Origin of the sequence: uncultured Martelella sp. (assembly GCF_963677965.2) — a bacterium.
GTDB classification, from domain to species: Bacteria; Pseudomonadota; Alphaproteobacteria; order Rhizobiales; family Rhizobiaceae; genus Martelella; species Martelella mangrovi.
Genome location: NZ_CAXXFM010000001.1, coordinates 2,209,342 through 2,224,753, shown reverse-complemented (window position 1 = coordinate 2,224,753; position 15,412 = coordinate 2,209,342). Strand labels below are relative to the sequence as shown.

At 60.7% G+C, this 15,412-nt stretch carries 14 protein-coding genes; 11 read left to right on the top strand and 3 right to left on the bottom strand.

Annotation, left to right across the window (positions count from 1 at the left end; translation table 11 throughout):
- Positions 1 to 145 precede the first annotated feature (145 nt).
- The 11 genes from kduI to ACHZCU_RS10355 all read left to right on the top strand — a co-directional run bounded on the left by kduI (position 146) and on the right by ACHZCU_RS10355 (position 12,866).
- Positions 146 to 967: a 5-dehydro-4-deoxy-D-glucuronate isomerase gene (gene kduI, locus ACHZCU_RS10405; RefSeq protein ID WP_106309576.1), complete on the top strand. Its 822-nt coding sequence runs from the start codon at positions 146 to 148 to the stop codon at positions 965 to 967.
- Complete coding sequence (gene kduD / locus ACHZCU_RS10400) at positions 967 to 1,716, top strand: 2-dehydro-3-deoxy-D-gluconate 5-dehydrogenase KduD (RefSeq protein WP_319518725.1); 750 nt, start codon at positions 967 to 969, stop codon at positions 1,714 to 1,716. The genes kduI and kduD overlap by 1 nt, the downstream gene beginning before the upstream one ends.
- Complete coding sequence (locus tag ACHZCU_RS10395) at positions 1,706 to 3,163, top strand: mannitol dehydrogenase family protein (RefSeq protein ID WP_319518724.1); 1,458 nt, start codon at positions 1,706 to 1,708, stop codon at positions 3,161 to 3,163. Before kduD ends, ACHZCU_RS10395 begins: the two co-directional genes overlap by 11 nt.
- Positions 3,164 to 3,244: 81 nt before the next feature.
- Entirely contained in the window at positions 3,245 to 4,774 is a 1,530-nt protein-coding gene (locus ACHZCU_RS10390; protein ID WP_394706107.1) for a UxaA family hydrolase, read from the top strand.
- Between the two features lie 529 nt (positions 4,775 to 5,303).
- Positions 5,304 to 5,807, top strand: a complete 504-nt coding sequence (locus ACHZCU_RS10385; RefSeq protein WP_319518722.1) for a ferritin — start codon at positions 5,304 to 5,306, stop codon at positions 5,805 to 5,807.
- Positions 5,804 to 6,085 (top strand): ferrous iron transport protein A, encoded by a 282-nt coding sequence (locus ACHZCU_RS10380; RefSeq protein ID WP_106309565.1) that lies wholly within the window; start codon positions 5,804 to 5,806, stop codon positions 6,083 to 6,085. The genes ACHZCU_RS10385 and ACHZCU_RS10380 overlap by 4 nt, the downstream gene beginning before the upstream one ends.
- Before the next feature lie 190 nt (positions 6,086 to 6,275).
- Entirely contained in the window at positions 6,276 to 8,114 is a 1,839-nt protein-coding gene (feoB, locus tag ACHZCU_RS10375) for a ferrous iron transport protein B (protein WP_319518721.1), read from the top strand.
- 12 nt (positions 8,115 to 8,126) lie between these two features.
- Complete coding sequence (locus ACHZCU_RS10370) at positions 8,127 to 8,753, top strand: GUN4 domain-containing protein (RefSeq protein WP_319518720.1); 627 nt, start codon at positions 8,127 to 8,129, stop codon at positions 8,751 to 8,753.
- 160 nt (positions 8,754 to 8,913) lie between these two features.
- Positions 8,914 to 10,737: a translational GTPase TypA gene (gene typA, locus ACHZCU_RS10365; protein ID WP_106309556.1), complete on the top strand. Its 1,824-nt coding sequence runs from the start codon at positions 8,914 to 8,916 to the stop codon at positions 10,735 to 10,737.
- Positions 10,738 to 11,220: 483 nt separating this feature from the next.
- Positions 11,221 to 11,937 (top strand): 5-oxoprolinase subunit PxpB, encoded by a 717-nt coding sequence (gene pxpB, locus ACHZCU_RS10360; protein ID WP_319519779.1) that lies wholly within the window; start codon positions 11,221 to 11,223, stop codon positions 11,935 to 11,937.
- Positions 11,931 to 12,866, top strand: coding sequence for a biotin-dependent carboxyltransferase family protein (locus ACHZCU_RS10355; protein WP_319518719.1), 936 nt, complete (start codon positions 11,931 to 11,933; stop codon positions 12,864 to 12,866). Before pxpB ends, ACHZCU_RS10355 begins: the two co-directional genes overlap by 7 nt.
- A 13-nt stretch (positions 12,867 to 12,879) precedes the next feature.
- On the opposite strand, the gene ACHZCU_RS10350 is transcribed toward ACHZCU_RS10355, so the two are convergent.
- From ACHZCU_RS10350 to ACHZCU_RS10340, 3 genes are read right to left on the bottom strand one after another with little or no spacing between them, the layout of a single operon-like run.
- Positions 12,880 to 13,602 carry a GntR family transcriptional regulator gene (locus ACHZCU_RS10350; RefSeq protein ID WP_319518718.1) on the bottom strand — a complete coding sequence of 241 codons (723 nt, stop codon included), beginning with the start codon at positions 13,600 to 13,602 and terminating at the stop codon, positions 12,880 to 12,882.
- Positions 13,599 to 14,888 (bottom strand): TRAP transporter large permease, encoded by a 1,290-nt coding sequence (locus tag ACHZCU_RS10345; RefSeq protein WP_319518717.1) that lies wholly within the window; start codon positions 14,886 to 14,888, stop codon positions 13,599 to 13,601. The genes ACHZCU_RS10350 and ACHZCU_RS10345 overlap by 4 nt, the downstream gene beginning before the upstream one ends.
- Entirely contained in the window at positions 14,881 to 15,396 is a 516-nt protein-coding gene (locus tag ACHZCU_RS10340; protein WP_319518716.1) for a TRAP transporter small permease, read from the bottom strand. The genes ACHZCU_RS10345 and ACHZCU_RS10340 overlap by 8 nt, the downstream gene beginning before the upstream one ends.
- Positions 15,397 to 15,412: the final 16 nt, after the last annotated feature.

The window sequence follows — 15,412 nt, the reverse complement described above, 5'->3', positions numbered from 1 at the left end:
CCTGAAATCCGCCCTCGCCGCAACCGGCGGGGGTGTCATCGCAAGGCCAAGGCCTTGAGCCCGAGAGAGGCATTCAAAAGGGCACGATGACCGACGCATTCACGTCCCAAGCGTGAAGCATTTTTAATAAGTGAAGGAGAAAACAATGCTGAATATTGAAATTCGCCATGCGATCGATCCGGTCACGGCGAGTACGTTCGATACAAGCGAACTGCGCGAACACTTTCAGACCAGCAATCTGTTCGTCCCCGGCGAAATCAACCTGATCTACACCCATTACGACCGCATGATCGTCGGCGGCGCCTGCCCGGCAAACGGCCCGCTGGAACTCGACCATGTCGCCCCCTGCGGCACGGATTCGGTCCTCGACCGCCGTGAAATGACCATCGTGAAGCTCGGCGGTCCGGGCAAGGTCACCTGCGATGCCGAATATGACATGGTCCACGGCGACATGCTCTATCTCGGCATGGGTGCGGGCAAGATCACGTTTTCCGGTGAAGGCCGTTTCTACATTCTCTCCGCGCCGGCGCACCAGACCTACCCGTCGCGCCTGATCAAGATTGCCGAAGCGGCAAACGTCACGCTGGGCGCTGCCGAAAACTGCAACGAGCGCACCATCTACCAGTTTGTCCATCCCGATGTGATGAAGTCCTGCCAGCTCGTTGTCGGCATGACCAAGCTGCAGAAGGGTTCGATCTGGAACACCATGCCGGCCCACGTCCACGACCGCCGCATGGAAGCCTATCTCTACATCGACCTCGATGAAGAAGCTCGCGTGTTCCACATGATGGGCGAGCCGGATGAAACCCGCCACCTGGTTCTGAAGAACGAGGAAGGAGCCATCTCTCCGCCCTGGTCGATCCATTGCGGCGCAGGCACCTCCAACTATACCTTCATCTGGGCCATGGCCGGCGACAACGTCAACTACAAGGATGTCGAAATGGTATCCATGGAGACGCTGAAATAATGGCTATTTCTTTCTCTCTTGAAGGCAAGCGCGCGCTGGTGACAGGCGCCAACACCGGTATCGGCCAGGGCATTGCAATTGCCCTTGGCGCAGCCGGTGCGGAGGTTCTGTGCACCAGCCATCAGGACAGCGATGAGACGGTGAAGATCATCAAGGACGCTGGCGGCAAGGCCGTCAGCGAAATCCTCGATCTTTCCGACCCGATGAATGGCAAAAAATTTATCGAGGCCTATGACAAGCCGATCGATATTCTGGTCAACAATGCGGGCCTCATCCGCCGCGAAGACGCCGTCGACTTCTCCGAGAAGGATTGGGACGATGTCATGGACATGAACGTCAAGGCGGTGTTCTTCGCCTGCCAGGGCTTCGCCAAGAAGGTTCTTGAGCGCGGCGGCACCGGCAAGATCATCAACATTGCCTCGATGCTGTCATTCCAGGGCGGCATTCGCATTCCCTCCTACACCGCCTCGAAAAGCGGTGTGGCCGGCATCACCAAGCTGATGTGCAATGAGTGGGCGGCCAAGGGTATCAATGCGAACGCAATTGCCCCCGGCTATATCGCCACCAACAACACTGCCGCACTGCGCGCCGACGAAAAGCGCTCTGCGGAAATTCTTGGCCGGATTCCGGCCAATCGCTGGGGCGACCCGGCAGACCTGGGCGGCACTGCCGTCTTTCTTGCTTCGCCCGCGTCCGATTACATCAACGGGGCGATCCTTAATGTCGATGGAGGGTGGCTTGCCCGCTAAAGCCGAAAGCCTTCCCCGGTTGAAACGTCCGGACGCACCGCGTCCGGGCTCGGGGATTGTGCATCTGGGCCTGGGAGCGTTTTATCGCTCCCATGGCGCAATCTATATTTATGAAGCAATGCAAAAATCCGGTGGAGACTGGGGCATTGTCGGCGTCAATCTGATGACGCCGCCCAAGCAGCGCGAAATCTTCGAGCCGCAGGGCTTTGCCTATACCGCCGTATCGCTCGCGCCCAACGGGATCGAGCCGCAGGTGATCCCGGTTCTGAACGACGTGCTTGACGCGCCGGAAGACCCGGAAGCCGTTCTTGCCCTGATGGCCGATCCGAAGATCAGGATCGTCACCTCGACGGTCACTGAAAAGGGCTATTGCCACTTCCCGTCAACGGGCAAGCTCAACCGCGAACACCCGTTCATCGTTGAAGACCTGAAGGACCCGAACAAGCCGAAATCGGCCATCGGTTACATCGTGCGTGCGCTTGACCGCCGCCGCAAGGCCGGCATCCGCCCGTTCACGATGATGAGCTCCGACAACCTGCCGAACAACGGCCATGTCGTCCACGCCGTCGTCGTCGAACTGGCCGGCATGATCGATCCCGAGCTTGCCGCCTGGATCGAGAAGGAAGTCACCTTCCCCTGCACCATGATCGACCGCATCGTGCCGGCCACCAAGCCCGAAGACATCGAGCGCGTGGCCGAGCTGACCGGTGTTTACGATCCGGTTCCGGTGATGCACGAGCCCTTCCGGCAATGGGTTGTCGAAGACAAGTTCGTCGATGGCCAGCGTCCCGATATCGGCGCGGTCGGCGCGCAGCTTGTCGAGGACGTGACCCCGTTCGAGCATATGAAGCTTCGCTGCCTCAACGGCACGCATTCCTCGATTTCCTATCTCGGTTATCTGGCCGGCAAGGAAACCATCTACGACACGGTGTCCGACACGGTGTTTGCGGCCTACTGCAAGTTCCTCTGGGAACAGGAAATCATTCCGGCCGTCGATGCGCCACCCGGCGTCAGCCTTGAGGAATACACCGCCGCCCTGTTCGAGCGCTATTCCAACCCGTCGATCCGCCACCTGACCTGGCAGATCGCCATGGACGGCTCGCAGAAGCTGCCGCAGCGCATTCTCGAAACGGTGCAGGAAAACCTCGAGGCCGGACGTCCGGTCCCGGGCCTGTCGCTCGCGATTGCCGCATGGATGCGTTACGTCGGCGGCGTCGATGAACGCGGCAATCCGATCGATGTGCGCGACCCGCTCGCCGGCAAGCTCAAGGCGCTTTCCGACGCCGGCGCAACGCCGCGCGAAAAGGTCGAAGCGCTGGTTGGCGTTTCCGACGTTTTCCCCAAGGCGCTGCAGGACAACAGGGACTTCGTGGAAGGCCTCGTTGCCGCCTATGAGGGCCTTGTCGAAAAGGGCGCACGCGCGATGGCTGAAGCTGTCGTGCAATAAACCAAAGAGCACAGGCGTCGCGGCCAGCGCGGCGCCTGCCTGCATGAAATTCAACCGGGCTCATCCGGTGCGGAGGTATCTATCGTGGCTGACCACTGTCTCAAACTCCACCCCAAGGACACGGTGTCCATTCTGGCCGTGCGCGCCGACAAGGGCGATACGCCGCTCGGTTTCGGCGTGCCGCTTGAAGCCCCGGTCACCCGCGGCCACAAGATTGCCAATACCGACATTCCCGAAGGCGGCGCCATCTACAAGTTCGGCCAGCTCATCGGTTATGCCGCCCGCGACATCAAGGCCGGCGAGCATGTGCATGTGCATAACTGCACCTTCGGCGATCACGGTCGCGACTACGAAATCGGCGCGGACCTTGAAGCCGCGAAAGCCGCTATTCCCGCGGTCAAGCCCCGCACCTTCATGGGATACCGCCGTCAGGACGGCTCTGCTGGAACCCGCAACTATATTGCCATTTGCGGAACCGTGAACTGTTCGGCAACGGTCATCCGCAAGGCCGCCGACATCATCAATCACTCCGGTATTCTCGACAATTATCCGAATATCGACGGCGTTGCCGCCTTTGCCCATGGCACGGGATGCGGCATGGCCTCTTCCGGCCCCGGCTTCGACAATCTCCAGCGCGTGCTCTGGGGCTATGCAACACACCCCAATACCGGTGCGGCGCTGTTCGTCGGCCTCGGCTGCGAACAGATGCAGCTGGCCCGCATGCGCGAAATCCATGGCGAGATGGATGAAAGCCGGTTCTTCCAGATGACCATTCAGGAAAACGGCGGCACGAAACACTCGATCGACAAGATTGTCGATCACATCAAGGAACTTCTGCCGCAGGTCAATGAAGTAACCCGCACCGAAATTCCTGCTTCGGAACTGAAGCTTGCGCTTCAGTGCGGCGGCTCCGACGGATTTTCCGGTATCACCGCCAATCCGGCGCTCGGCATCGCTTCCGACCGCCTGATCGGCATGGGCGGCACGGTCATTCTCTCCGAAACCCCGGAAATCTATGGCGCAGAACAGCTTTTGCTGCGCCGTGCAGCCAGCGATGACGTGGCGCAGAAACTGCTGACCCGCATCAAGTGGTGGGAGGAGTACACCGATGCCAATCACGGCTCGATGGACAACAACCCCTCGCCCGGCAACAAGCAGGGCGGTCTGACCACCATTCTTGAAAAATCGCTCGGCGCTGTCGCCAAGGCCGGCAGTACGCCGCTGATGGATGTTCTCGAATACGGCGAACAGATCCGCGAAAAGGGCCTTCTGTTCATGGACACGCCCGGCTACGACCCGGTCTCGGCCACCGGGCAGATTGCAGGCGGCGCGCAGATGCTGGTGTTTACCACCGGCCGTGGCTCCGCCTTCGGCTCCAAGCCGACCCCGACGATCAAGGTGGCCACCAATTCCGCGCTGTTTGCCGCCATGCCCGACGACATGGACCTCAATTGCGGCGATATCCTCTCCGATGGCGTCAGTATTCAGGACAAGGGCGAGGAGATCCTCGATTATGTTCTGAAGGCCGCCTCCGGCGAAAAAACTAAGTCGGAGGAAATGGGTCTGGGCGACAATGAGTTCGTTCCCTGGCAGGTCGGCGCGGTGATGTAGTTCCCCACGTCAGCCCGAGAAGCACACAAAGGCCAGCCTCGGACTGCTGACAAAGCTCGCCCCGCTCTCCCTCGTCACCCTCGGGCTTGACCCGAGGGTCTAAGCACGCATGAGCGCGACAAGCGTATCTGAAAAAAAGTCAATTCAAAACAATCTATTACGGACCGCCAACGCCGCTCGTGCTGAGCGGTGGTTAGATCCTCGGGTCAAGCCCGAGGATGACGCCCGTAAAAAGGATAGGGTTGTCAGTAAACTGAAACGGACGCGAAACAGCGTCCGGCCTTTTTTCGTCCGTTTTTGAGGACGATAGCCGGTTCCTGCGTCTGCCGGATGGCAACACATGCATAAAAGCCGGAATTGATATACGTCATGTTCAGCTAACGTTCATGAAAACTCACATATCAAGTGACTATCCGTTTTCAGACGCGATTACAGCACTTTAATAAATGTTGTCCATTTTAGTTAAGTATCTTGCATGCAATTATACCGCGTGCCATAGAAATAGCGGATGGACAGGAAAGGAAATGCAATGACCGTAACCAATGCCGGTGCCATGGCACCGCAGCTCAATGAGCTCCTGAACGGCGAAATGGAAGCCGCACGGTTTTATTTTCAGGCTGCCGCATGGTGCAACCAGCGCAACATGTCCGGCTGCCAGACCTTCCTTCTCGGCCATGCCAATGAGGAACTCGACCATATGCGCCGCTTCCTGGCCTATCTGTTCGACCTCGACTTCCCCGTAAAGATTGACGGCATGGAAGCGCCCGAGATCAAGGCGGAAACGCCGCGGGAGCTGTTCGCAGCCATTCTGGAGACCGAAAAACAGGTCACCCGCAACATCTATGCGGCCACCACGCGCGCCGAAGAGGAAGGCGACCACGCCACCTTCGAATTCCTGCAGTGGTTCGTGCGCGAACAGCGGGAGGAAGAAACCCTTTTCGGCGACATCCTCGACAAGATCGACCTGATCGGTGATGGCCCGCATGCCAATTACTACATCGATCGCGAAATCGCGGGCATGGGACACGAATGAGCAACGACCCGACCATGGAGACGCTGCGCGAAGGCCGGATCGTCTCGCTTGAAAGTCTTCAGCCCGGCGAAAGCGGCATTGTCGAAATCGTCGAGGCCGGCGATTTCGAAAACGGACTTTCGGTGCGGCTGAGGGCCCTTGGCCTTTCCAGCACCCACCAGGTTTCCATGGTCCGGCGCGCCTGGTTTGGCGGGCCACTGGTCGTGCGCGCCGGAAAGGCGACCGAGATCGCCATCCGCCGCGCGGAAGCCGCACTCGTCAAGGTTCGCAAGCTCTGAAAACGGAGCTCAGCACCCGGTCTGCGCCCTGAAGGGCGCAGGCCAGCGATATATCAAAGATGTCCAAAGGGCACAGGGTCAGACGCTGAATATACGTTGCCGGAGATTTCCTTCCCGGCGCGTATCCATAGACGAACACTCCGGTCAGGCTGCGATATTGCCGTGTCCGGTCAGCTATCTGGAAGCCGCTATGAGCCACTGTTCGCCCGCCCAGGCCAATCTTGAAGCCAACGACGTCCCCCGCATTGCCATGCTCGGCCAGCCGAATACCGGCAAGTCGATGCTTTATAACCGGATCACCGGCGCCGGCGCCTATGTCGGCAACTGGCCGGGGATCACGGTGTCGCTCTCCAACGCACGGGTAACGCTTTCCGGCCGCGATGTGGAATTCGTCGACCTGCCCGGCATCTACGATCTGGAAGGCTTTTCCGAAGACGAGACCGTCGTCGCCGACTTTCTGAAAACCTATCCGGTCGACCTCGTGATCGTCGTCATGAATGCAAGCCAGATCGACCGGCAGATCCTGATGCCCCTGCAGATCAGGCAGCTTGGCCTGCCCGCCGTGGTGATGCTCAACATGGTCGACGAGGCCCGCAAGAACGGCATTGAGATCGACACGGAAGCGCTTTCCGCCCGGCTCGGCATGCCGGTCCACCTGATCAGCGCCAAATATGGCGAGGGCTACCCCGAGGCCATATCCAGCGTCGATGAGATGCTGAAGGTCCGCGAGAACGCGCCGCCGGCCTATGCCGATTACGACGCGCTGCGCGAAACGCTGATGACCGAGGAGACGCTGGCCGAAACGCTTTCCGGCGCGGTTGTCTATCCCGACGTGCCGCCGCAGACGATCACCCAGAAGCTCGACCGCTTCCTGCTGCATCCGGTTTTCGGCCTACCGCTGTTTTTCGCGGTCATGCTGTTCGTGTTCTACGTCGTCTGGACCATCGGCCTGCCCTCGCAGGACTGGGTCGGCATTATCACCGACTGGATCCAGAACCGGATTCTCGAACCGGTGCTCAGCCTCGGCCCGAGCTGGCTACAGAATTTCGTCATCAACGGCATCTGGCTTGGCGTGGCCACCGTTGCCTCCTTCGTGCCGCTGATCATGCTGTTCTTCTTCTGCATGGCGGCGGTGGAGGACAGCGGTTATCTGTCGCGCGCGGCCTATCTGATGGATACCTGGATGCGCCGCATCGGCCTCGACGGCCGCTCCTTCGTGATGCAGATGATGGGTTTCGGCTGCAACGTGCCGGCCCTGATGGGCACCCGCGTCATGCGCTCGCAACCGCTTCGGCTGCTGTCGATGCTGATCATCCCGTTTTCGCTCTGTTCGGCGCGGCTGGCGGTGTTCGTGTTCATCATCGCCGCCGTCTTCCCGCCCTCTCAGGGGCCGTTCGTGCTGTTTTCCTTTTACGTCATTTCCTTTGCAGCGGCATTTCTGGCGGCGGCCATCTTCTCCCGCTCCAAACAGTTCAAGAACACCGAGCCTTTCGTGCTGGAACTGCCGCCCTATCGGGTGCCGACGCTGAGGCAGGTGTGGCTGCGCGGCTTTGGCGAACTTAGGGAATTCCTGCATCGGGCCACCAATTTCATCATCATCGGCACCGTCGCCGTGTGGTTCCTCACCAATTTTCCGACCAATGCCACGGGCCTCGACACCTGGGGCGGTCAGCTCGGCGAACTGCTGCAGCCAGTCATGGCCCCGATCGGCATCAACGCCTATCTGACGCTGGCGCTGATCTTCGGTTTCATCGCCAAGGAGGTGGTGATCGGCTCGCTGTCGACCATCTACGCCATGTCGTCCGGCCTCGTCGCCCATCAGATCGCGACGACCGTATCGCCGGCGGCGGCCTATTCGTTCTGTCTGTTCTGTCTGCTCTACACCCCCTGCCTGACCACGGTCGCCACCGTGAAGGCGGAAAGCCGGTCATGGGGCTTCATGATCTTCTCGCTGATCGTGTCGCTCGTCTATGCGTGGCTGATCTCCTTCGCCTTCTATCAGGGCGCCCTTCTGCTGGGCTTTGAGTGAGGGAGAGAACAGATGAAAAAGCTTCTTGAAAACAAGACCCTTGTTGCCGTCTGCGGCGTTGTCGCGATCGTCGTCATCTCCGCGCTCACCTTTCTGCAGGGCCGGGCGGCCTATAACCCCGCGCACCGCTATGAACAGCTGCGCGAAGACCTCGCCAGAGGCGATTTCCGCGCCGCCAACACCGAGGCCTCGGAAATCACGCTGGTGCTTGCCAACCGCACCAATGAAGGCTGGCTCGGCAAGGACGACGTCGAGAATCTTCCCTGCGCCGACATCATCTATATGGACCGGCTGTTTGCCGAAGCCTCCGGCGGCAAATTCGGGCTTTCCGCCCAGCGCGAAGTGCTGGACGCCCTGCCGGAAACCACCCCGGATGGCGTGTTGCTGTCATCGGCCCCGGAAACGCTGGTCGCCTTCGGCGAGGCCGTCGGCTGGCGCAGGGATGGAGAATGGCTGACCTATGACGCCATGTCGTTTTCCCCCGAGGACGCGCCCAAGGGCCACCTGCCGGTGTTCAAGCCGGAAGACAAGATCCGCGCGCCGTTCAAGTCCCGCAATGGCCGCCCCCAGACCGGCGGCGCGCTCTACGACCTGCTGACGCACCGTCTCGACGCCTGCCAGCCGGGCCTGTCAGGCTGACGGATTCGGCTCCGTTGCGACAGGGCGGACAACGCCCGACACACCCGCCACAAAACATTCTCTTTCGTTTTCGTCAAAAAATGTGTAAGAGCGCCCTCAAGAGTTACAGGGCGCTCCTCCCAAAACCTTTGACTGCGCCCCAGCCCCAGAGATTTAAGATATGGCACTTCGCAACATCGCGATCATCGCGCACGTTGACCATGGCAAGACGACCCTTGTCGACGAACTTCTGAAACAGTCCGGCGCATTCCGCGAAAACCAGCGCGTCGACGAGCGCGTGATGGACAGTAACGACCTCGAAAAAGAGCGCGGCATCACCATTCTCGCCAAGGCGACCTCGGTTGTGTGGAAAGACACCCGCATCAACATCGTCGACACCCCCGGCCACGCCGATTTCGGCGGCGAGGTTGAGCGTATCCTGTCGATGGTGGACGGCGCGATCGTTCTCGTTGATGCCGCCGAAGGCCCGATGCCGCAGACCAAGTTCGTGGTCGGCAAGGCGCTGAAGGTCGGCCTGAAGCCGATCGTCGCCATCAACAAGATCGACCGCCCGGACGCCCGCGCCGAAGAAGTCGTCAACGAGGTCTTCGACCTGTTCGCAGCCCTCGACGCCACCGACGAGCAGCTCGACTTCCACATTCTCTATGGTTCCGGCCGCGCCGGCTGGATGAACACATCGCCCGAGGGCCCGCAGGATGAGGGCCTTGGCCCGCTTCTCGACCTCGTCGTGGATCATGTGCCCGCGCCGAAGGTCGCCGAAGGCCCGTTCAAGATGATCGGTACCCTTCTGGAAGCCAATCCCTATCTCGGCCGCATCATCACAGGCCGCGTATTCTCGGGTTCGATCAAGCCGAACCAGCCGGTCAAGGTTCTCTCCCAGGATGGCAAGACGGTCGAGACCGGCCGCGTCTCCAAGATCCTCGCCTTCCGCGGCATCGAGCGCCAGCCGATCGAGGAAGCGCAGGCCGGCGACATCATCGCCATTGCCGGTCTTTCCAAGGGCACGGTTGCCGACACCTTCTGCGACCCGGCCGTGACCGAACCGCTTCAGGCCCAGCCGATCGACCCGCCGACGGTCACCATGTCGTTCATCGTCAATGACTCACCGCTGGCCGGCACCGAGGGCGACAAGGTCACAAGCCGCGTCATTCGCGACCGCCTGATGAAGGAAGCCGAAGGCAATGTGGCGCTGAAGATCGAAGAAGCCGAAGGCAAGGATAGTTTCTACGTCTCCGGTCGTGGCGAGCTTCAGCTTGCCGTGCTGATCGAGACCATGCGCCGCGAGGGTTTCGAGATCGCCGTTTCGCGTCCGCGCGTCGTCATGCACAATGACGCGGAAACCGGCCAGCTGATGGAACCCTTCGAGGAAGTCGTCATCGACGTCGATGAGGAGCATTCCGGCATCGTCGTGCAGAAGATGGCCGAGCGCAAGGGCGAGATGGTCGAGCTTCGCCCGTCCGGCGGCGATCGCGTTCGCCTCGTATTCTTCGCCCCGACGCGCGGCCTGATCGGCTACCAGTCGGAGCTTCTGACCGATACCCGCGGCACGGCGATCATGAACCGACTGTTCCACGACTACCAGCCCTTCAAGGGCGAGATCGGCGGCCGCAATCAGGGCGTTCTACTCTCCAACCAGGCCGGTGAGGCCGTCGCCTACGCGATGTTCAACCTCGAGGATCGCGGCCCGATGATCATCGAGCCGGGCGACAAGGTCTATGCCGGCATGATCGTCGGCATCCATACCCGCGAAAACGATCTCGAGGTCAACGTCCTGAAGGGCAAGCAGCTGACCAATATCCGCTCCGCCGGCAAGGACGAAGCCGTCAAGTTGACGCCGCCGATCAAGATGACGCTCGACCGGGCGCTGTCATGGATCCAGGACGACGAGCTGATGGAAGTCACCCCGAAATCGATCCGCCTTCGGAAAATCTACCTCGATTCCAACGAGCGCAAGCGCTTCGAAAAGACCCGCGCGGCGGGCTGATCATCAGGAACCAGGGGCGGCTTCGGGCCGCCCTTCGGTTTGTTGATACCCCCTGTAAGCAATCACGGTTTTGCCTCCTTCCCCGCCGTCATTCCGGCCTTGAGCCGGAATCCCGTAAGGGCCAAGTCCTTGCGCGCAAAGACTCTTTCTGGAAGCGCTCAACAAGTGGCCTTGGATACCGGCTCAAGGCCGGTATGACGAAAGAACGAGGGACGAGCTTTGTCAGCAGTTTGAGAGGCGGCTTCGGGCCGCCCTTTTTCGTTTCCGCCCTGCATGGGAAAGCGACATTGCGGTGGATGGCCTCAACGCCACGCTGCTGGGTAAACACACCTGCTGTCATAAAACCCCATTTCGCTGTTGGAAGTCGCCTGTAAGGCAATTGAGGCCTTTCGCAAGACCGCCGGGACCTGATAGTCATAGATCGCAGCGGCGGGCTGAATGGCTTCGCCGCGCGGACAGTGTACAATCCGGGACAGTCTGTTGGTGAAGATCAAACCGGCCGGCGATCAGGCCGTAACAGTAGAATTTGCAGATGTGATCGACGAAACCGTCAGCGCGCGCGTGATTGCGCTTGACCGCGACCTGAAGGCCGATCCGGTTGCAGGCATCACCGAAACCGTGCCGACCTACCGCTCTCTGCTGGTGTTTTTCGACCCCGCCATCTTGCCGGGCCGCGCCCTGATGACGATGCTTAAAGACCGCGTGGACGCCAGCGCCGAGCCTGACGAGACGCAGGCGCGCCATTTCACCATTCCGGTCTGCTATCAAGGCATCGATGCGCTCGATCTTGCCGAACTCTCGGCGGCCAGAGGCTTGAGCCAGCAGGAGGTGATCGCGCTTCATACCGGCGCGACATACCGTGTCTTCATGATCGGCTTTGCCCCGGGTTTCACCTATCTCGGCGGCCTGCCGGAGGCGCTTCATACGCCGCGGCTGACGGAACCGCGCCAGAAAGTGCCGGCCGGCGCCGTCGGCATCGGCGGAGCACAGGCAGCGATCAACTCCGTCGCCGGGCCGAGCGGCTGGCGCTATATCGGCCGGACCCCGGTGAAACTGTTCGACCCCGAACGGAACGATCCGGCGTTTTTCCGGGCCGGCGATTTCATTCGTTTCCGTGCGGTTTCGCCGGATGCTATTGCCGCACTCGACCGGCGCGTTGCCGCCGGTGACCCCATCGTGGAGTGTGAACAGCCATGGTGATGCTCGAAGTTGCAAAAGCCGGATTGATGGTCACGGTGCAGGCAAGACCGCGCACCGGCTACCTTGCCGCAGGCGTTTCACCGTCGGGACCGATGGATGAAGACGCCTTTGATATTGCGCAGACCCTTGTCGGCAATGACACCGAGGCTGCGGCGCTCGAATTCGCCCAGTTCGGCGGCAGCTATAATGTTTCCGAGCCCACACTTGTCGCCGTCACCGGCGGTGCGGCCCAGGTGTCGATTGACGGGCGGCCCGTGCCTTGCTGGGAAAGCCATCTCCTGAAACCGGGACAACGCCTCGATGTCGGTGCGATCCGTGGCGCGATGTGGGGCTATATCGCCTTTTCCGGCGGTATTGACGTACCCGTTCTGCTGGGCTCGCGCGCCACACATGTCAGGAACGCTATGGGCGGCTTCAAGGGCCGTCCGCTTGAAGTCGGCGATCAGCTTGAGCTTGGCCCGTCTGCAACGCTCTGGCCGCGACGGATGACGTCGATCTTCCGCCGGGCTTCAGGCCCGATCCGCGTGATTGCGGGCCCGCAGGATGATTATTTCGACGCGCGCGCATGGTCGCTGTTTCTGAATGAACCGTTTGCGGTTTCGATACGCCGCGACCGGATGGCAAGCCTGCTGTTCGGCCCTGCCCTCAGCGCAGCACGCGGCCACGATATCGTTTCAGACGGCACGCCGCCCGGTTCGATCCAGGTGCCGGGGTCGGGCACGGCGACAGTGCTGACCGCAGAGCGTCAGACGACCGGCGGCTACCCCAAGATCGCAACCGTGATTTCCGCTGACCTGCCGCGCATCGCGCAGATGCCGGGCGGCCAGCCCTTCCGGTTCAGGCTGGTGGAACAGGATGAAGCCGAAGCCTGTCTGCTTGAAGCCCGCGAGACGGTCAAAGCAATCATCACGGAAATCGAAAGCCCCTGATACGGCGCGGCCCTTATCTCAGCAGCACATCATTGCGCAGCTGAAAACGCGACGGATCATAAACGGCGTGAGAGATTTCAACCAGTTCGCCATTGTGGCTGTAAAGATCGGCGTCGATGCAGAGCGCCGGGGCCCCTTCCGAAAGGCCGATCGCATCGGCGGCTACCTGGGGACAGGCGATTGCGCTGGTGGTCTGGCTGACCCGGACAATCGGCCGGTCGAACATTTCCTCGACGAGCCGATAGACCGAGCCGAGTCGGTGACGCGATAACGACGGTTCGACACCGGCATAGGGCCCGGCAACAAACATGCGCGACCAGTTGAGCGGCCGGAGCCTTCCGGGTATGCGGCGCACAGCGACTACCTCGAGCCAGAAACCGGTCGCGCTTTCACGTCCGCCAAGCGCCGGATCGGAATGGTTGGCCACATGGCGTGATGTCCAGACTTCAAGCACCGTTTCGCGCGTAACGCGCATCAATTCCGGCAGGCTGTTGGTCGCCATGCGAAAATGCTGCTGTGGCGTCTGCGAGGCGATGACCGTGCCGACACGTTTGCGACGTGCGACAAGGCCTTCGGATTCCAGCTCGCTGAGTGCCCGCCGCAGTGTCGTACGGCTGACACCGCATTCAACGGCAAAGTCGACCTCGGGCGGCAGGCGTTCTCCGATTTTCCAGCGCCCCGAAGTGATTTCCTCACGCAAAGAAAGAGTTAATTGTTTGTGTCGCGGTGCGCTCATTCCATCTTTCCCGGCAGCCATAGAACAATCTGTGGAAAAATCACCAACAATAACGCGAAGGCGACCAGAATGAGAAAAAAGGGTGCCACGGCACGCAAGAGTTTTCCCATCGTTTCGCCGGTCTGCGCCTGGATGACAAACAGGTTAAACCCGACCGGTGGCGTTATCTGAGATATCTCTACAGCAACAACAACAAAAACACCAAACCAAATCGGGTCAAAACCTGCGGATGTAACCATAGGCAACGTAATCGGCAATGTCATCACGATGATCGAGGTGCCATCGAGAAACACGCCGATCACGACATAAAACAAAAGCAGCAGGGTAATCAGCGCAAAGGGTGCAAGATCGAGTGCGGCAATCCAGCCGGCCACAGCGCGCGGAAGACCGAGGAAACCGAGTGCGGCATTCAGGAGCGCGGCACCGATCAGGATCAGCCCTATCATCGCGCTCGTGCGAACCGCCCTGGTGCCTGCCGTGGCGAGATTGGCAAGGCTCAGCTCCCGCCTCGCGGCGGCCAGCAACAGGGCACCGAGAACACCGACCGAAGCCAGTTCCGTGGGGCTGGCCAGACCGGAATAAAGCGCCCCCATGACGCCGGCAATCAGTGCCAGCAGCGGCGCGATATCGGCAAGGCCGCGCCACCGGTCACTCCAGGAAAAGCGCTCTGCGGTGCTGCGTTCGCCCGAAACCGTGTGGGTCACGGCAATATACAGGCTGTAGAGACATGCCAGCAGCAGGCCCGGCACGACGCCGGCAAGAAACAGGCGCAGGATGCTTTGTTCGGACACCACACCGTAGATGATCATGATGATCGACGGCGGGATCAGAAAGCCAAGCGTGCCCGCCCCGGCAAGCGATCCAATCGACAAGCGCCGGTCATAGCCGCGGCCCTGAAGTTCCGGCAGCGTGACCTGCCCGACAATTGCCGTCGTCGCCGCCGATGACCCGGAAACGGCGGCAAATAGTGCGGACCCGGCAACATTCACATGAACAAGACCACCGGGGAGCCGGCTCATCCATGGTGCAAGCCCGGAAAACAGCGAGCGCCCGAGCCGCGCGATGACGAGGATCTCACTCATGAGAACAAAAAGCGGCAGCGCCAGCAGTTCCGGCGCTGTGCCGGCTGTCCACATCAGCATGCCGGAATAGGCATCAAGCGGGATGTTCGGTTTGTAGATCGCAAGCAGGATATAGCCAACGCCGAAAAGCGACAGGCCGACCCAGACGGAACCGAGCAGCAGGACAACAAAGAGAAGCAGCGTGACCGCGCCGATTTCAACCATCTGCGTGTTCCCTGCCGGTTTCCGGCGCCATGTTCAGCGCCAGCCGCACAAGCCTTGCCGCCATCGCCAGCACGAATTCACCTGCACCGACAACCGCAACCGCCTGGGGAATGGCAAGCGGCGTATTGACATAGCTCGATTGACGCAGCCCGCCTGAAAACGACGTGTGAAAAATGTTCCAGAATGCCCTGAGCAGCAGACAGGCAAGCACAAGCCCGACCAGTGTTGCGGCAATATCGACGACGCGGCGAAAACGGGGCCCCCGCGAAAGCAGCAGCGTGACCCGCACCTGTGTTCCGTGCTGAAGCGCGGGTCCAAGGCCCAGAAGAAACACCCCGCCCATCGCAAAGGCCGAATACTCCCATGAGAAGGCAAGGCTGCGGCTCAGGAAACTGCGGCTGAAAACCTCCGCCAGCATCATGGCGCAAAAGCCATAAAGCAGGAGCATTGCAACGAACTGGGAAATTCTGGCGGTCCAGTCCGTCAAGATGAGAAAGGCACGAACCATTGCATTTCCTGCACAC